A 17,483-nucleotide genomic window follows, 5' to 3' on the forward strand; every position below is an offset into this window, starting at 1 on the left:
CGGCGCGAGGCCTAGCGGCCGCTGCGGATGCAGCAGCCCCGCTCCCTACAGGCCCCGGCGGCGGGACGCTACGCCTTCGCGGCGGTGGTGGCGGGCAACGTCTTCCTGGCGGCCGGGCCTTGGATGGTGCGGGCGGCAGACGTGGGGCCGGTCGCGGCCGGGTTCTGGCGGCTGGCGCTCGCCGTCCCCTTCCTGGCTTTGCTCGCCTTCTGGCAGTCGCGCGGGCGCGGGGCGCCGTCCTGGCCGCTGGTGGCGCTGATCGCGCTCGCCGGCCTGTTCTTCGCGCTCGATCTCGCCGCCTGGCACGAGGGGATCGTGCGCACCAAGCTCGCCAACGCGACCCTGTTCGGCAACATGTCGAGCTTCATCTTCGCGCTCTACGGCTTCATCGTCGCCCGCTCCCTGCCGCGCCCGGCGCAGGGCGCCGCTTTGCTGATCGCCGCGATCGGCGCCGCGCTGTTGATGGGAAGCAGCTACGAATTGTCGCCGACCCATTTCGCCGGCGACCTCCTCGCTCTCCTCGCCGCCTTCTTCTACGCCCTCTACCTCATCGTGGTCGATCGGGCGCGGCGGACGATGGCGCCGATGCCGGTGCTGGCGATCGCCACGGCGGCGGGCGCAATGCCGATCCTGGCGCTCGCATTGGTGATGGGTGAGCAGGTCATGCCGACCGACTGGACGCCCGTGCTGCTGCTCGCGCTCGGATCGCAGGTGATCGGCCAGGGCCTCGTCGTCTACGCGGTCGGCCATCTGTCGCCGGTGGTGGTGGGGATCGGCCTTCTCACCCAGCCGGTCGCGGCGGCGCTGATCGGCTGGATGGTCTATGACGAGACCTTTTCGGCGGCCGACGCGGCCGGCGCCGTCCTGATCGCGGCGTCGTTGATCCTCATCCGGCTGCCCGCCCGGCTTGCATCCAATCGCGACGCGGCTCATTGACGGGGCATGATCGCGCCTCAGGACATGAACCTCGACGAGCTGCGCGCCGCGCTCGCGCCGCTCATTCCGGCCCATGCGGTGTTCGACGGCTGGAGCGACGACGCGCTCGCCATGGCGGCCGGCGAATTGGGCGTTCCCGCGGCGCGCGCGCGGCTCGCCTTCCCGGACGGCCAAGTGGGGATGATCGATGCCTGGTTCGACTGGGTGGACAAGACGATGCTCGACGCCTTCCCGCCCGATCGGATCGCGGCGATGAAGATCAGGGAGCGGATCCGCGAGCTGGTGCTCCACCGCCTGTCGGTGATCGAGCCGCACCGCGAGGCGCTGCGCCGGGCGCTCGCGATCCTCGCCCAGCCGCACAATGCGGCGCGCGCGGCGAAGCTCGGCTGGCGCGCGGCCGACCGGATGTGGCGGGTGGCGGGCGACACCGCCACCGACTTCAACCATTACAGCAAGCGCGCCATCCTGATGGGCGTCTACGGCACCACCACGCTCGTCTTCCTGGACGATCAGAGCGAGGACCTCGCCCAGACCCGCGCCTTCCTCGGCCGCCGGATCGACGATGTCATGAACTTCGAGAAGCTGAAGGCGAGTTGGCGGGGAAGCCGTGAACGGCTGCCCTCGCTCAGCCGCTTCCTCGGCCGGCTGCGCTACCCGACCGTCTGACTGGTCAGAGCGGCAGCGGGAACAGCAGCAGGAAGCCGTTCAGCGTCAGGATCGATCCCATCACCCCGAGCCCGGCGGAGAAGACCAGCACCAGCCGGTTGAGCGCCAGGATGGCAACCGATCCCAGCACCAGGGCCAGCTGCAGCGCCACCTCGGCGAGGTCGAAATTGTTGTCCTGCAGCGCCGCGCGGTCCCGCGCCTCCTCATGGGCGCGGGCCTGCGCCATCAGCTGCACCTTGCCTTCGCCGCGCAAGGAATCGTCGGGTGCGGCGGCGTCCGGCTCGCTTTCATAGCGCTCGGCCGTGGCGCGGTAGCGGCCGAGCCGGGCCTCCGCCGCGTCCCGCTCGGCACCCGACAGCGCCGGCAGCTCCGCCTCGATCTCCTCCGCGGCGAGGCGGTACATGTTCTGGCGGATGTTCTTGGCCTGGTAGAAGGACCAGGTGTCGCTCGCATGGATGTTGTAGCCGATCAGGTCGTCGGTCGCGTTGCCGCCGCCGAGGCCGCCCACCGCCAGCACCGCCGCCAGGAAGGCGATCATCAGCGCGGCGAAGTTGCGGAAGCGATCGTTCTGCGCCTGTTCGGCGCGGTCTTCGTTCAATTCGGCGATCAGCTCCGCCGCGTCCTTCGAATCCATCTGAAATCCCCCGGTATTTCGCCATGGCTGGCAAATCCGGCGGGCGCTGTCGAGAGGCTTCTGAGAAGAAGCTGCCGCCGCGGCGACTCAGTCGAACAGGCTGGAGACGGAGGATTCGTCGGCGATGCGGCGGATCGCCTCGGCGAGCAGAGGCGCGATGGTGAGGATGCGGATCTTGTCCGTCTCGCGCGCCGCTTCGTAGACGCCGATCGAATCGGTGATGACCAGCTCGCTCAACACCGATTTCTCCACCCGCTGCACCGCCGCGCCCGACAGGACGCCATGGGTGCAGTAGGCGACCACTTCCTCGGCACCGCCCTCTTTCAGCGCCGCGGCGGCGTTGCACAAGGTCCCGGCCGAATCGACGATGTCGTCGACGAGGATGCAGAAGCGGCCTTCGACCTCGCCGATGATGTTCATCACCTCCGATTCGCCCGGCCGCTCCCGGCGCTTGTCGACGATGGCGAGCGGCGCGTTGTCGAGCCGCTTGGCGAGCGCGCGGGCGCGCACGACGCCACCGACGTCCGGCGACACGACCGTGATGTCGCGGCCGGCGAAGCGCGCCTGGATGTCGGCGGACATGACCGGCGCGCCGTAGAGATTGTCGGTGGGTATGTCGAAGAAGCCCTGGATCTGCCCGGCGTGGAGATCGACGGAGAGCACGCGGTCGGCGCCCGCCACGGTGATGAGATTGGCGACGAGCTTGGCGGAGATGGGCGTGCGGGGGCCGGGCTTCCGGTCCTGCCGGGCATAGCCGAAATAGGGCAGGACGGCGGTGATCCGCTTCGCCGACGCGCGCTTCAGCGCGTCGATGCAGATCAGCAGCTCCATCAGATTGTCGTTGGCGGGATAGGAGGTGGACTGGACCACGAACACGTCCTCGCCGCGGACATTCTCGTGGATCTCGACGAACACCTCTTCGTCGGCGAAGCGGCGGACCGACGCCTCGGTGATCGGGATTTCGAGATAGCTGGCGATCGCTTCGACCAGCCTCAGGTTCGAATTGCCCGACATCAGTTTCATCGCTGGTCCCCGCAAAGCCTCAGGTGTGGAGGCTCCTTAGACGCGCGCCGCCCGCGCTGCAAAGACCCCGGGGTCGCCTTCCGCCCGTCGGGGCGGGAAGGCGGCCGCGCGGAGCGGTGGCCGGTCAGCGCCAGGCGCTGAGCCGGCCGTTGTCGTCGAGGATATAGAGCGTGTTGTTCGCGACGATCGGCTGGAGCGACACCGGCGCCCCGATGTCGACCTGGGCGTGGATGGTGCCGTCCTGCGGCAGGACATGCGCCATCTGGCCGAGCGAGCTCACCAGGATCAGCCGGTTGCCGGCCAGGATCGGCCCGCGCCAGTAGATCGGTCCGGTCCGCCGCTCCGCATTGCGGTAGCGGGGCAGCTGGGTCATCCAGCGGATGCGGCCGGTGGTGCGCGCGATGGCGAGCAGCTGGGCCTGGTCGGTGACCACGAACACCCAGTCGCCGGCGACCGCCGGAGTGGAGATGCCCGCGACGTTCAGCTCCCAGATGCGCTGGCCGGTGACGAGTTCGGTCGCGATCATGCGCCCGCCCTGGCCGATCGCATAGACGCGGCCCTGGTCGATCACCGGATCGGCGTCGATGTCGGCCAACGCGGCGACGGCGGTGCTGACGGTGGTGCGGGTGAGCGCGTCCTGCCACACGACGCGGCCGTTCTCGTAGCGATAGGCGGTGAGCTCGCCCGAGGAATAGCCGGCGACGACCGTCCCCTGCGCGGCGGCGGGGGTGGCGGCGCCGAACACGCCGGAGAGCTCGATCGAGCCCGAGCCGGTCCAGCGGGTCTCGCCGTTGCGCGGATCGAGCGCGAACAGCTGATTGTCCTGGCTCAGCACATAGACATTGTCGTTGGCGATGGTCGGCGCGCCGCGCAGCGGGCCGCCGGGACGCACCATCCAGATGATCGCGCCGGTGCGGGCGTCGAGCGCGGCGGCATAGCCGGCGCCGTTGGTCGCATAGACGCGGTCTTCGTCATGGCTGACGCCGCCGCCGAACAGGGTCGCCGCCGGCGCGCCTTCGCCGCGCACCTGCGTCTGCCAGATCGTGCCGCCATTGTCCGGGCTGATCGCGCGGACGACGGCATTGGTGTCGATGGTGTAGATGCGGCCGTCCGCCACCACCGGCTCGGCGGCGAGGCGGGCGCGCGGGCCGCTGCCGGCGCCGATCGACACCGACCAGGCCTGCGCCACCGAATCGCCCAAGGCGACATGGCCCATCGACTTGGCGGCATTGCCGCCGGGCTGCGACCAATCGGCGTTCACATAAGGGGCGGGCAGGACCACGGGCACGCCCGCCAGCGCGGGATCGACCTCGACCTGCTGCTCGCCCGACAGGATCGCGATCCGCTCGCCGACCGTCGGCGTGCGGGGGCCGCGATCGCCGCGATTGAGGACGTTGCAACCGGCAAGCAGGCTGACCGCGGTCAGCGCCAGTACGACACGCTTCATTGACTGTTTTCCTCCGCTGCGCCTTCGCCGGCCGCATTCCCGGCCGCAGGCGCTTCAACTGCTGCATCGAGACCCAAAGCAGCCGCCATCTGAACGGCGCGCGAACGGATCGGCTCGGGGACGTTTTCGTCGCGCGAAATCGCGGTCAGGATCGGACCGGCGGCTTGGGGCCGGCCGGCCTTGATATGGGCGGCGGCGACCATCTCCCCGGCCGAGCCGAACCAGGGATTGCCGGCCTGGGCGAGCGGGCCGAGCCGCTCGATCACCTGGGCGGGCTGCAGCCGGTCGAATTCGATCTGGGTCTGGCGCAGCAGCGCGGCCTGCCGGTAGGGCTCCGCGACGGCGGTGTCGCCGGAGATCGCCTGCAGCGCCTCGATCGCGGCCGCCTCGTTGCCTTCGTCCATCGCGAGGCCGGCCTTGGTGAACAAAGCGGCGACCCGGTAGCCGCGATTGCCGCCGTCGGCCAGCTCGTCGAGCCGCTGGGCCGCGCCTTCGCGCCGCCCCGCCTCGATGTCGTCGAGCACGCCGACCAGCGCCTCGCCCTGCTCGCCGGCGCGCACGTCCTGGCGATGCTGCCAGTAGATCCAGCCGCCGGCCGCCACGAGCAGCAGCACGGCCAGGCCGATGATCAGCCAGCCGTAACGCTGGAACGCCTGGCTGAACCGCTCCTTGCGCAGTTCCTCGTCGACCTCGCGGTAGAAGGTCTCGTTCTCGGTAGGCTTGATCGCCAATCGTCTCTCCGTTCGCGAAGGCGCGCGCGCGCGCCGGTCCGCCAATAGCTTCCGGTCCGCCCTAAGGATCGAAGATGAACCGGAAATTGGCGGATCGGCCCGAATGCCCCACGCGCTCCTTACCGGGGCGGGGGCGGCGAGGAAAGCCTAGTTCTTCGGACGGTAGATCTGGTCCTCGGTCGGGAAGGCGCGGCTGCGCACCTCGGCGGCATAGGCCGCGGCGGCATCGCCGATCTCGCGGGCGAGGTCGCCATAGCGCTTCACGAAGCGCGGCGTGCGCTCGAACAGGCCCAGCATGTCCTCGGTCACCAGCACCTGACCGTCGCACTCGGCCGACGCGCCGATGCCGATCGTCGGGCAGGCGACGCGGCGGGTCGCCTCGTTGGCGATTTCCTCCATCACGCCTTCCAGCACGAGGAGGAAGCAGCCCGCCTCCGCCACCGCCTTGGCGTCGGCGAGGATCTTCGCCGCTTCCGCGTCGTCGCGGCCGCGCGCGCGATAGCCGCCGAGCGCGTTCACCGCCTGCGGCGTCAGGCCGACATGGCCGATGACGGGAATGCCGCGGGCGGTGAGGAAGGCGACCGTCTCCGCCATCGCCTCGCCGCCTTCCAGCTTCACCGCCGCCGCGCCGGTTTCCTTCAGGATCCGCGACGCGCTGCGGAACGCCTGTTCGGGGCTCTCCTCATAGGATCCGAACGGCATGTCGACCGCCACCACCGCATGCCACGACCCGCGCACCACGGCGGCGCCGTGCGCGCACATCATGTCGAGCGTCACGGGGACGGTGGACGGCAGGCCGTAGATCACCTGGCCCAGGCTGTCGCCGACCAGCAGCACGTCGCAATGCGGGTCGAGCAACTGCGCCATCCGCATCGTATAGGCGGTCAGCATCACGATCGGCTCGCCGGTCATCCCGTCCGCGTTCTTGCGCCCGCGAATGGCGGGAACGGTAAGCCGCTTCATCGGCGCCGGCTGCGGATTGGCGCGGCTGGTGGCGGTGTCGATCGTGTAGGTGGACATGTCGCGCTTCTAACGGGTCCGGAACGTCATGGCGAGTGCAGGGCTTCAGCCGGCGAATGCGCTTTCGTAAAGCTCCGGCTTGAAGCCGAGCAGGCGGCGGTCGCCGAGGTCGAGGACGGGGCGGCGGATCGTCGAGGGATGCGCCAGCATCAGGCGAACGGCCTTGTCGCGGTCCAGCCCCTCCCTGTCCGCTTCGGGGAGCTTGCGGAAGGTGGTGCCGGCGCGGTTGAGGAGCCGCTCCCAACCGAATTCGTCCGTCCAGGCGCGCAGCCGCCCCTCGTCCACGCCGGCGGTCTTGTAATCGTGGAAGTCATGAGCGACGCCGCGCGCGTCGAGCCAGGCCCGCGCCTTCTTCACCGTGTCGCAGTTGCGGATGCCGTAGAGCGTGGCCGTCATTCGGAACCCTTCCTGTTCGTTCGCCGGGAGCGCCCTTGGTGCCGCCGGCGACGGTGTCGCGCAAGCTCTCGGCCGCCCCTCTCGTCGACATAGAAAAACTCCCGGGTGAGCCGATGCCCACCCGGGAGGTCAAGGAAACCGAATGTCGAAGATCAGCCGCGTTCACCGGCCCGACGCGGCGGGGGCGGCGGCGGAGCGGGCGGCGGCGGGCAGAAGCTCGTCGCCGGGATTACCGAGCCGTCCGGGCAGACCTGGGTCTGGGGCTGCGGCTGCGGCTGCGGCGGCGGGGGCGGCGGGGGCGGCGGCAGCGGCGCGGCTGCCGGGATCGGCGCGGGTCCGGCCCCGCCGAAGTTGAAGGTCACGCCGCCGAGCAGGCTGTGCGTGCGCAGCCGCGACGTCGTCTCCTGAACGGCCAGCGCCGCCGTGCCCTGGGCCGCGGTCGCGCCGAGCCGCAGGTTCGGCACGTTGAAGAAGCGGTAGCGGACATGGACGTCGACATTGGGGCTGATGGCCTGGCGCGCGCCGGCGATCAGCTGCCACGCGAAGCGGGCGTCGCTGTCGTCAACGAAGGCGGCCTGGTTGGCGAACACCCGAGCGTCGCGGACGCGGACGCGGGCGATACCGGCGCCGCCGCCCACGAACGCGGACACGCCGTCATCATCGCCGAAGTCGACGAGCGCATTCACCATGCCGCTCAGCGCGCCGACGCGGCCGCTGCCGATGCGCTCGCCGGTCGGGAAGGTCCGGCCGTCGCCCGGCAGGCGGAAGCCCGACGTCACTTCGTCGAGGCGGGCGCGCTTGTATGAGCCTTCCAGCTCCACGCGGAAAGCGCCGAAGTCGTAGCCGGCGAACATGCTGGCATCATAGCCATGGCGGAAGCCGACCGAAGCGACTCGCGTCTCGGTGTTGCGCAGATCGAAGCGCAGGTCGTTGACCCGCATCGCGCCGAAGTCGGCGCCAATATAGCCGGCGCCTTCACGCGCCACGGCAGGAGTGGAGATCATGGCAGCCGCGGCCGCCATGAAGATGTACTTACGCATATTGTTTCCCTTTCCGATGCGGACGGGGGCTAAACCGCGCGGGAACCTGCAGGTTGCAGAGGTGAATCCGCTTTCATCGCAGGTGTTGCAGGAAAACCACGGTGGCGTCCTGCCGGGCGGATCAGCGACCATGCGCGTGCAGGTCGGGGGCCGGGAGCGGCGGCGCTTCCCCGGTTCCGGTGCCCTCGACGCCGGCCCGGGCACGGATCATCTCGCTGGTCTCGCGCGATCCGTCATGGCTCCAGCCGGGTTCGCGGACGAGATAGTTCCATTTGTTGCGCCAGCCGGGCGCGGTCCGCACGTCGCGCGCGATGCCGACCCATTCGTGGAAGGCGGCCCAGAGGATGTTGAAGCTGCCCAATTGGCGGACGATGCCGTAGCGCGGGCGATCCTCGTCCCGCTCCGGCTCGAACGTGCCGAACATCTTGTCCCACACGATGAACACGCCGGCATAATTGCGGTCGAGATAGCGGGCGTTGACCGCATGGTGGACGCGGTGGTGGGAGGGCGTGTTCATCACCGCCTCGAACCAGCGCGGCATGCGGCCCACCGTCTCGGTGTGGATCCAGAACTGGTAGACGAGATTGAGGCCGGCGCAGAAGAACACCATCGCCGGCGGAAAGCCGATCAGGAACAGCGGCAGGCGGAAGATGAAGGCCAGGCTGAAGAAGCCGGTCCAGGTCTGCCTGAGCGCCGTCGACAGATTATAATGTTGGCTCGAATGGTGGATAACGTGGCTCGCCCAGAACCAGCGCACCCGGTGGGCCGAGCGGTGGAAGACGTAATAAGCCAGGTCGTCGAGCACGAAGCAGAGCGCGAACGCCCACCAGGTCCAGGGAATGTCGAACAGCCGGAACTGGTGCAGCCAGACGGCGAGCGCGAACACCAGCCCGCCCGACAGCAGGCCGGCGACGCTGCTGCCGAGGCCGAGGCCGAGCGAGGTCAGCGTATCCTTCGGACAATAGCGTCGCCGGTCCTTGAGGCGCGCGACCACCATCTCCGCGAGGACGAGGAGAACGAAGGCCGGAATGGCCAGGTCCACCGGATTGGGCAGCGTCATCGCGAATCAACTTACACCAGTGTGAGCAGCCTGTCGCGCTCCGCCGCGTCGAGCTTCAGCAGCACGTCGCCGAACATCCGCTCGCCGGTCGCGATGCGGATGCCTTGCGGGTCGGGCGCGGCGCGCAGTTCGGGGAGACGGCGAACGGCGGGACGGGTGCCGTGCTGCTTCAGCACCGCCGCCGCGCCGCCGGCGCCGAGCACCAGCGCGGCCGTGCCGTCGGCCGAAAGGAAAGCGCGTTCGGCGCGGAAGCCGCCGAGATCCTCCTCGGCGATCCGCATCGCCTCCGCTTCGTCGCCGATGGCGCCGCCGCCGAGGCCGAGCAGCCAGGCGACCGCCGCCAGCGCCAGCACCGCGACCAGCGAGCCGGCGAGCAAAGCGAGTTTCACCGCAGCCAGCCCATGATCGGCGCCAGGTCGTAGCCCGCCGCCGCCGCCTGCTCGGCGAGCCGGTCCGGATCGGCGCCCCGCCGCGCTTCCGCCAGCGCCCAGAGGAAGGTGGAGCGGGTGCCCGACTTGCAGAAAGCGAGCAGCCCGCCCGGGCCCTCGAGCAGCTCCGCCATCTCGGCCAGCTGCGCTTCGGAAAAGCCGCCGGCGACCGGGATGTGGCGATAGGCGATGCCGGCCGCCGCCGCCGCGACCGCGATCTCCGCGGAAGGCGGCTGTCCCGGCTCCTCGCCGTCGGGCCGGTTGTTGACGATCGTCGCGATCCCCGGCGGGAGCGCGGCAATCTCTTCGGCACGGATCTGGCCGGAGACGAAAGTGCGGGAATCGAGCTGGCGCATGGTTCGACTGTAGAACATCCTCAACGGGACGGGGAGGGGGACCGGCCGAAGGACGGTGGAGGGGGTTGATTGAAGGCCACCGCGCGGTGGCGCCCCCCTCCACCATGCTTCGCATGGTCCCCCTCCCCGTCCCGGGGAGGATTGCCTAGCGCTCGAAGCCCCGCACCACTTCGACGAAAGCCGCGCCATATTTGTCGAGCTTCGCCGCGCCGACGCCGGCGACGCGCGAGAGGGCTTCGAGGCTGGTCGGCCGAAGCTCGGCCATCTCGCGCAACGTCGAATCGTGGAAGACGACATAAGGCGGCACGCCCGCTTCGGCCGCGAGGTCGCGGCGCCTGAGGCGCAGCGCCTCGAACAGGGGATCGTGCGGATGATCGGCGCCGCCGGAGCGGTCGCGCCGCCGCCGGGCGCGCTTGGGCGGAACCACCACCTCGACCTTTTCCTCGCCTTTCAGGATCGGGCGGGCGCCCGGGCCGAAGGAGAGGCCGCCATAAGCGTCGGCGCGGAGCGCGTCCCGCGCCATCAGCGCGCGCGCGACCGGCTTCACCATCGCCAGCTCCGCCTCGTCGGCGATCCCGAACACGCTGAGGCGATGGTGGCCGAAATTGTGGACCTTGTCGGTCTCGCGCCCGGCGAGCACGTCGGTCAGATGGCCGATCCCGAACCGCATCTCGGTGCGGAAGGCGGCGGAGAGCAGCTTGCGGGCGATCTCGGTCGCGTCGATCCCCTGGGGCGGAGACAGGCAATTGTCGCAATTGCCGCAGCGCTCGGGCGGCTGCTCGCCGAAATGCCTGAGCAGGATGGCGCGGCGGCAGGTCGGCGCTTCGACCAGGGTCGCGAGCGCGTTCAGCCGCTCGCGCTCGGCCGGTTGCCGCTCGGGCTCCACCTCCTTGTCGAGCCGCTGGCGGGCGCGCGCGAAATCGTCCGCGCCCCAGAACAGCCACGCCTCGGCCGGGTCGCCGTCGCGGCCGGCGCGGCCTGTTTCCTGATAATAAGCCTCGATCGATTTGGGCAAACCGGCATGGGCGACGAGGCGCACGTCCGGCTTGTCGATGCCCATGCCGAAGGCGATGGTCGCGACCATCACCATCTCCTCCGAAGCGACGAAGGCGGCCTGGTTGCGGGCGCGCACCGACGCGTCGAGGCCGGCATGATAGGGCAGGACGGGCCGGCCGGCCGCAGACAGCTGCGCGGCGAGCTTTTCGGTGGCGGCGCGGCTCGGCGCGTAGACGATGCCGGGGCCGGGCCGCTCGGCGAGCAGCGCCTTCAGCTGGGCCGCGACGCCGTCGCGCGGCTGGATGTGGTAGCGGATGTTCGGCCGGTCGAACCCGGCGACGATCAGCCCGTCTTCCGGAATGCCGAGCTGGACGAGGATGTCGGCGCGGGTGCGCCGGTCGGCGGTCGCGGTGAGGGCGAGCCGCGGCACGTCTCCCAGCGCGTCGAGCAGCGGGAGCATGAGCCGGTAGTCCGGCCGGAAATCATGGCCCCATTCGCTGACGCAATGCGCCTCGTCGATCGCCACCAGCGACAGCTTCACCCGCCGGATGAGGTTGCGGAACGCCTCGCCGGACGCGCGCTCCGGCGCGACGTAGAGAAGATCGAGGTCGCCGCGGCGCAGCCGGTCCACCGTTTCCTCGCGGTTCGAATCGGCCGAGGTCAAAGCCGCCGCCTTGATCCCGAACGCCTCCGCCGCGCGGATCTGGTCGTGCATAAGCGCGATCAGCGGCGACACGACCAGCGCGGTCCCCTCCCGCGCCAGCGCCGGCACCTGGTAGCAGAGCGACTTGCCCGCCCCGGTCGGCATCACCGCCAGCGTGTGCGCGCCGGCCATGGTGCGCCCGATCACCTGTTCCTGGACGCCGCGAAAGGCGGAGAAGCCGAAGGTGGTATGGAGGATCGAGAGCGGCGACGGCACGTGGACCGCCTTACCAGCTTCCCGGCCCGCGCCAAGCCGCGACTCGGCCGCGGCGCGCGAAAGGTCCCAATGTTCCCACTCGTGCGCCGTCCGGCCGGCATACGAGGCGCCGTTCTCGCGGGCGCAGGCGGCGAGGAAGTGGTCGGTCATCCGTGAAACATAGCATGAACAAGACCTGTAGGAAATTCGGCGTTCCGGTCCGAAAATCGTACGCGCCGCTCCTGCCGTACCGATCCGCTTCTCAGCGGGCGATTCCGAGGTGCAAGCTTGCTTTCGGCGGCGGCGCTTGCTTGTCTGAGGCCCTCCAGGGGGGACCTATGATGCGCCATCTTCAACAACTTGCACTCGCCGCCGCGATTCTCGGCCTCGCGCCCCTCTCCGCGCAGGCCCAGCCGCTGCCCCACCCGGCGCAGGCGGCGACCCCGGACGAGCAGGCGCTCGCGGCCGAGCTGATGGCCTTGCTGCAACAGGCCGGGCCGGACCCGACCACAGTCGACCTCGCGCGTCTCGACGATCTGCTCGCGCGCGCCGAGCGACGCACCCCGTTCCGCGGCACCGTTCAGTTCGCGCGTGTCGCTCCCCTCTACCGGCTCCACCGGATGGAGGAGGCGATGCGCGCGGCGGAGGAGAGCATCGAACTCCTGCCCGGCTTCGGCCTGCCGCATCTGGCGGCCTTTCATGTGGCGCTGTTCCTCGATCGGCCGATTGAGGCGGGGCAGCATCTGCTGCAGGGCGGCCGGATCAGTCCCGAGCTGTTGGTGCGGACCGAGTCCTATTATGTGGGGGGTCTCGCCTACCGACTGGAGGGGCTGGGCGAGCATCGGCTGCTGGCGGCGCTGGGCGACATGTTGATCGCCGCAGGCTGGACCGGCACGGATCCCGCGCTCCGTTCCAGCATGGCCCGATTCGCCGTCGAAGAAAAAGTGGAGCGGGGCGATCTTGCCGGCGCGCGCGCGCTCGTGGAGCAACTCACCATGCCGTCCGACGTGCGGCGGCTGTTGATGCAGAATGCCTATCGGCCGCTGTGGAACGATCTCGATCGCTGGGCCGGGGCCGGGCAGCGCCGTCTGTGGCAGGCCCATCTCACCGACCTTCGCAACCGCTGGGCGGAGAGCGGCGATCGCGAGGCCGGCCTCGCTTATGCGCGCGGATTGCGCGAGGCGGGCCTGATGGAGGCGGTTATCCGCGATTTCCTGCCGCTGTTCGGCGACGGGCTCGATCGGGCGCGCGACTATCGGCTGCTGTGGGCCGTGGTGGATATGGGCCACGCACTGTCGCAGACCGGGCGCTGGCGCGAGCTCGACGAGGTCTACGACCGGGCCGAAGCGGCCTGGCCGCTCGGCAGCGAGGCGAACGCGATCAACATCGCGGCCAACCGCGCCTATTTCGACCTTCAGCGCGGCGATGCCGAAACGGCCCTCCGCCGCATGCGCGCCGCGCATTCGGACGGGGAGCGCCGCCCAGGCGAGGTCGGGGCGACCACGACGGCGATATCCTTCGCGAACCAAATCTGCGCGCTGGCGGCGCTTGGCCGCGAGGCGGAGGCGCGTGAGCTGCTCCCCCGCGCCCGCAGCGGGGCGGCCGGCCCGGAAGTCGTCGTCGGCGCGCTCCTCTGCCTCGACGAGCATGATGCGGCGCGCGACCTGCTGATCGCCGGCCTCGACGACCCCGCCCGGCGGCCGCAGGTCCTGAGCTATGTCCAGTCGGCCCCGACCCGGCCGGCGGACAGCGACTGGGGTCGCGCAAGCTTCGAACGCCACCGCCGCCTCGCCGCCGATCCGCTGCTGCGCGCCGCCGTCGCCCGCCACGGCCGCATCCTCCCGCCGACCGACCCCGGCCCGGCACCCGAACCGGTGGGCACGGCCGCTCGATGACGGAGCCATTCAACTCCTCCCCCGAGCGCAGTATTGGGGGACGAGTTGCCGCGCGTCAGTCGCGCAGCAGCTCGTTGATGCTGGTCTTGGCGCGGGTGCGTTCGTCGACGCGTTTCACGATCACGGCGCAGGCGAGCGAGGGACCGCCGTCCTTCGCCGGGAGCGTGCCGGGGACGACGACGGCATAGCTCGGCACCCGGCCCATGAAGATTTCGCCCGAGGCGCGGTCGACGATCTTGGTGGAGGCGCCGATGAAGACGCCCATCGACAGCACCGCGCCGCGCTCCACGATCACGCCTTCGGCCACTTCGGAGCGGGCGCCGATGAAGCAATCGTCCTCGATGACGACCGGGCCAGCCTGCAGCGGTTCGAGCACGCCGCCGATGCCGGCGCCGCCGGAGATATGGACGTTGCGGCCGATCTGGGCGCAGCTGCCGACCGTCGCCCAGGTGTCGACCATCGTCCCTTCGTCCACATAGGCGCCGATATTGACGAAGCTGGGCATCAGCACGGCGCCCTTGCCGACGAAGGCGCCGCGGCGGACGATCGCGCCGGGCACCGCGCGGAAGCCGGCGGCGGCGAAGCGGTTGTCGCCCCAGCCTTCGAACTTGGAAGGCACCTTGTCCCACCAGCTGGCGCCGCCCGGACCGCCGGGGATCGCCGTCATCGGGTTCAGCCGGAAGGACAGCAGCACGGCCTTCTTCAGCCACTGGTTGACCGTCCAGCCGTCGGCGCCCGGCTCGGCGACGCGCGCCTCGCCCGCGTCCAGCAGGCGGATCGCCTCCTCCACCGCGTCGCGCACCTCGCCGGCCGTGCCGGCGCCGATGCCGTCCCGATCTTCCCACGCGCGATCGATCGTCCGGGCAAGGCCGTTCATTGCTGCTCTTCCTTCAATATGTCGTGGAGCCAGGCACCGATGTCGCCGGTGCGGTAGTCGATGAAGCCGCCGTCCGCCCCGAGCGCGCCCGATTCCGAGCCGTTGTCCACCCAGACGGTGGTCATGCCGAGCGCCTTGGCCGGCTTCAGGTTGCGGGCCATGTCCTCGGCGAACAGAGCGCCGGCGGGATCGATGTCCCACCGCGCGCACAAGGCGGCGTAGGAATCGGGTTCGGGCTTCGGGCGATAGGCCATGGCATGGATGTCGTGCAGCCCGTCGAAGGCATTGGCGAGGCCGAGCCGGTCGAGCACGCGGCGCGCATAGGGCTCGTCGCCGTTGGTGAAGACGAACTTGCGCCCCGGCAGACGGTCGAGCGCGGCGAGGATGGCGGGATCGGCCGAGATGCGCGCCAGATCGATGTCGTGGACGAAGTCCAGGAAGTCGTGCGGATCGACGCCATGGGCGCGCATGAGCCCGGCGAGCGTGGTGCCATGTTCGTGGAAATAGGCCTTCTGGATGCGGCGCGCCTCGGGCGCATCCACTCCGAGCAGTTTTGAGATATATTCGCCCATCCGGATGTCGATCAGATCGAACAGGTTGGCGGACGCGGGATAGAGGCAATTGTCGAGATCGAAGATCCAGGCGTCGATATGGGCAAGCTCCGGGCGCATCCCGGGCGCCCTAGCCGATCCGCGCCCCTTCATCAAAACGAAAGCATCTGTGTAGTAGTAAGCATCTGAAAGTGGGGGAGAAAAGACGGGGCCCGCGGCATTGCCGGGAAAGCGAGGTGCGCATGACCATGTCCCGAAGGAGCCTCGCGCTCTCCGCTTCGGCAGCGGCGCTGGCGCTTGCCGGATGCGGCGGCGGCGGCTCCCGCCCCGCGCCCGTCCCGGCGCCGCCTTCGGTCGCGCCGGCCCCGACTCCGAGTCCGCCGCCGCCGCCGGCGCCTCCCCCGGCGCCGCCCGCGCCGACCGGCATCAACTATAACGACGCGGAATATCAAAGGTCGAACGGCGCCAACGCGAACGGCGCGATCCACGCCTACAATGCGGGCGGCACGGGGCGGAACGTCAAGATCGGGGTCATCGACAGCGGCATCAATCCAGGCCTCGCCGAATTCGCCGGCAAGATCGACCCGGCGAGCCGCGACATGGTCGCGAGCCGGGGCGTCGCGGACAGCGAAGGCCACGGCACCGCCGTATCGGCGGTGGCGGCGGCGGCGCGCAACGGCGTCGGCATGATGGGCGTCGCGTTTGACGCCACCATCATCTCGCTCAACACGTCCAACCCCAACAATTGCGACGACAAGGGCTGCAAGCATTCGGACAGCGCGATCGCCCAGTCGATCGACGTGGCGCGGTTGAACGGCGCCCGGGTGATCAACATTTCGCTCGGCGGCGAAGGCGTGGGCGGCAGCGTGCTGAACGCCGTCAACCGCGCGACGTCGGCGGGCGTCGTCGTGGTGATGTCGGCCGGGAACAAGAGCGAGCCCAACCCCAACAGTTTCGCCACGATCAGCGGGCAGCAGGCCGGCAACGGCGCCTTCATCATCGCCGGCGCCCATGACGCGTCACGCAACATCGCCAGCTTTTCCAACCAGGCGGGGAACGGCGCGGCCTTCTACCTGACCGCGCTGGGCGACCGGGTGCGGTCCATCAACCATGAAGGCCAGGCCTATCTCTATTCCGGCACCTCCTTCTCCGCGCCGGTGATCAGCGGCGCCGCGGCCTTGCTCGCCAGCGCCTTCCCGCATCTGACCGGCGCGCAGATCGTGCAGCTGCTGCTCAGCACCGCCGACGACGCCGGCGCGCCGGGCCGCGACGCGGTGTTCGGCAACGGCATCCTCAACATCCAGCGCGCCTTCGCGCCGCAGGGGCGGACGACCTTCGCGGGCAGCGGCGTCCCGGTGTCGACCGGCACCAACGGCCAGACGTCCGGCGCGATGGGCGACGCGGGCGGGGAGATGACCGGCGCGATCATCCTCGACGGCTATTCGCGCGCTTACGCGATGGACCTCGCCGCGACGCTGGCCCGCGCGCCGCAGCAGCGGCCGCTGGCGCAGGGCATGCAGGCGGGGCTGCACAGCGCGACGGCCAGCGCCGGCCACACGTCGGTGTCGATCACCATGGCGCGCAACGTCTCCGGACAGCCGCATGTCGGCCTCGCCCAGGCGGGGATGAGCCGCGACGACGCACGCCAGGCGCGGGCGATCGCCGGCCACGCGCTGACCCGGCTCGGCGCCGACACGGCGGCGGCGCTCGGCTTCTCCGAAAGCGGACGGGCGCTGCAGCAGCGGCTGATCGGGGCGGAAGGGCGCGCCTTCCTGATCGCCACCGATCCGCTGGCGCGCGCCGGTTTCCAGCCGGACGCCGGCCACAGCATCGGCCTGCGCCACGATCTCGGGCCGGTCGGCCTCACCGTCACCAGCGAGCGCGGCGAGGTTCATGCCTCGGAACTGCCGGCCGACATCGGGCGGGCCGGCTACAGCGTGGGCGCGGTGACGGCGGACCGGCGGATCGGACCGCTGGCGCTGACGCTGGGAGTCTCGCGCCTGTCGGAAGATGCGACGGTGCTCGGCGGCCGCTTCGCGTTCGGCGCGGGCGGGGCGACCAGCCTGTTCCTCGACGTGACCGCCGCCTACGATTTCGGGCGCGGCTGGGCGGCGCAGGGCAGCTACCGGCGCGGCTGGACGGCGATGGCGGGAGCGGTGGGCCTGGTGGAGCGGGGGCGGCTCGGCTCCGACGCCTTCGCGTTCGACCTGTCGAAGACGGGCGCCTTCGCGCCGGGCGACCGGATCGCGCTGCGGGTGATGCAGCCGCTCCGGGTGCGGTCGGGCGGCTGGGATCTGCGACTGCCGGTCAGCTACAGCTACGAGGATTTCAGCGTCGGCTACGAGACGCGGCGGATGAGCCTGGCGCCGAGCGGACGGGAGCTGGACGTGGAGGCGGCCTACACGCTGGGCCTGCTCGACGGGCGCGGCAGCGTCACGGCCAACGCGTTCCTGCGGCGCGATCCGGGCCATGTCGCGGCGATGCCGGACGACGCCGGCGCCGCCCTGCGCGTCCGCCTCGGCTTCTGAA

The 17,483-nt window shown here is 70.4% G+C and carries 17 protein-coding genes; 4 read left to right on the forward strand and 13 right to left on the reverse strand.

Annotated features, from left to right (window positions below):
• Nucleotides 1-27: 27 nt before the first annotated feature.
• Nucleotides 28-936 carry a DMT family transporter gene (locus ACK4K7_RS00305; RefSeq protein ID WP_431863118.1) on the forward strand — a complete coding sequence of 303 codons (909 nt, stop codon included), beginning with the start codon at nt 28-30 and terminating at the stop codon, nt 934-936.
• 24 nt (nt 937-960) lie between these two features.
• Nucleotides 961-1,602, forward strand: coding sequence for a COQ9 family protein (locus ACK4K7_RS00310; protein ID WP_431863611.1), 642 nt, complete (start codon nt 961-963; stop codon nt 1,600-1,602).
• A 4-nt stretch (nt 1,603-1,606) separates the two neighbouring features.
• Here the strand turns inward: ACK4K7_RS00310 and ACK4K7_RS00315 are convergent, their stop codons facing one another.
• The 11 genes from ACK4K7_RS00315 to recQ all read right to left on the reverse strand — a co-directional run bounded on the left by ACK4K7_RS00315 (nt 1,607) and on the right by recQ (nt 11,652).
• Complete coding sequence (locus ACK4K7_RS00315; protein WP_431863120.1) at nt 1,607-2,236, reverse strand: DUF4337 domain-containing protein; 630 nt, start codon at nt 2,234-2,236, stop codon at nt 1,607-1,609.
• 87 nt (nt 2,237-2,323) lie between these two features.
• Nucleotides 2,324-3,259, reverse strand: a complete 936-nt coding sequence (locus ACK4K7_RS00320; RefSeq protein WP_431863122.1) for a ribose-phosphate pyrophosphokinase — start codon at nt 3,257-3,259, stop codon at nt 2,324-2,326.
• Between the two features lie 124 nt (nt 3,260-3,383).
• Nucleotides 3,384-4,706: a PQQ-binding-like beta-propeller repeat protein gene (locus ACK4K7_RS00325; protein ID WP_431863123.1), complete on the reverse strand. Its 1,323-nt coding sequence runs from the start codon at nt 4,704-4,706 to the stop codon at nt 3,384-3,386.
• Nucleotides 4,703-5,437, reverse strand: a complete 735-nt coding sequence (locus tag ACK4K7_RS00330; protein WP_431863124.1) for a tetratricopeptide repeat protein — start codon at nt 5,435-5,437, stop codon at nt 4,703-4,705. Before ACK4K7_RS00330 ends, ACK4K7_RS00325 begins: the two co-directional genes overlap by 4 nt.
• Before the next feature lie 147 nt (nt 5,438-5,584).
• On the reverse strand, nt 5,585-6,457 hold the full coding sequence (gene panB / locus ACK4K7_RS00335) for a 3-methyl-2-oxobutanoate hydroxymethyltransferase (RefSeq protein ID WP_431863125.1): 873 nt from the start codon (nt 6,455-6,457) through the stop codon (nt 5,585-5,587).
• Between the two features lie 45 nt (nt 6,458-6,502).
• Nucleotides 6,503-6,853: an ArsC family reductase gene (locus ACK4K7_RS00340; protein WP_431863126.1), complete on the reverse strand. Its 351-nt coding sequence runs from the start codon at nt 6,851-6,853 to the stop codon at nt 6,503-6,505.
• 152 nt (nt 6,854-7,005) lie between these two features.
• On the reverse strand, nt 7,006-7,893 hold the full coding sequence (locus tag ACK4K7_RS00345; RefSeq protein ID WP_431863127.1) for an outer membrane protein: 888 nt from the start codon (nt 7,891-7,893) through the stop codon (nt 7,006-7,008).
• Between the two features lie 121 nt (nt 7,894-8,014).
• The gene (locus tag ACK4K7_RS00350; RefSeq protein ID WP_431863128.1) at nt 8,015-8,953 is read right to left on the reverse strand and encodes a sterol desaturase family protein; all 939 of its coding nucleotides are present in this window, start codon (nt 8,951-8,953) and stop codon (nt 8,015-8,017) included.
• Between the two features lie 11 nt (nt 8,954-8,964).
• Entirely contained in the window at nt 8,965-9,342 is a 378-nt protein-coding gene (locus ACK4K7_RS00355) for a hypothetical protein (RefSeq protein WP_431863130.1), read from the reverse strand.
• A complete protein-coding gene (locus tag ACK4K7_RS00360; RefSeq protein WP_431863131.1) occupies nt 9,339-9,737 on the reverse strand; it encodes a TIGR01244 family sulfur transferase in 399 nt (132 codons plus the stop codon). The genes ACK4K7_RS00355 and ACK4K7_RS00360 overlap by 4 nt, the downstream gene beginning before the upstream one ends.
• 145 nt (nt 9,738-9,882) lie before the next feature.
• A complete protein-coding gene (gene recQ, locus ACK4K7_RS00365) occupies nt 9,883-11,652 on the reverse strand; it encodes a DNA helicase RecQ (RefSeq protein ID WP_431863612.1) in 1,770 nt (589 codons plus the stop codon).
• Between the two features lie 317 nt (nt 11,653-11,969).
• Here recQ and ACK4K7_RS00370 point away from each other — a divergent pair, with 317 nt between their 5' ends.
• A complete protein-coding gene (locus tag ACK4K7_RS00370; RefSeq protein WP_431863132.1) occupies nt 11,970-13,526 on the forward strand; it encodes a hypothetical protein in 1,557 nt (518 codons plus the stop codon).
• A gap of 55 nt (nt 13,527-13,581) precedes the next feature.
• Here the strand turns inward: ACK4K7_RS00370 and dapD are convergent, their stop codons facing one another.
• Complete coding sequence (dapD, locus tag ACK4K7_RS00375; protein ID WP_431863133.1) at nt 13,582-14,403, reverse strand: 2,3,4,5-tetrahydropyridine-2,6-dicarboxylate N-succinyltransferase; 822 nt, start codon at nt 14,401-14,403, stop codon at nt 13,582-13,584.
• Nucleotides 14,400-15,074 (reverse strand): pyrimidine 5'-nucleotidase, encoded by a 675-nt coding sequence (locus tag ACK4K7_RS00380; RefSeq protein WP_431863134.1) that lies wholly within the window; start codon nt 15,072-15,074, stop codon nt 14,400-14,402. The genes dapD and ACK4K7_RS00380 overlap by 4 nt, the downstream gene beginning before the upstream one ends.
• A gap of 122 nt (nt 15,075-15,196) precedes the next feature.
• On the opposite strand from ACK4K7_RS00380, the gene ACK4K7_RS00385 reads away from it, so the two are divergent.
• A complete protein-coding gene (locus tag ACK4K7_RS00385; protein ID WP_431863135.1) occupies nt 15,197-17,482 on the forward strand; it encodes a S8 family peptidase in 2,286 nt (761 codons plus the stop codon).
• Nucleotide 17,483: the final 1 nt, after the last annotated feature.

The sequence above is a fragment of the Allosphingosinicella sp. genome, assembly GCF_046295735.1.
GTDB lineage: Bacteria > Pseudomonadota > Alphaproteobacteria > Sphingomonadales > Sphingomonadaceae > Allosphingosinicella.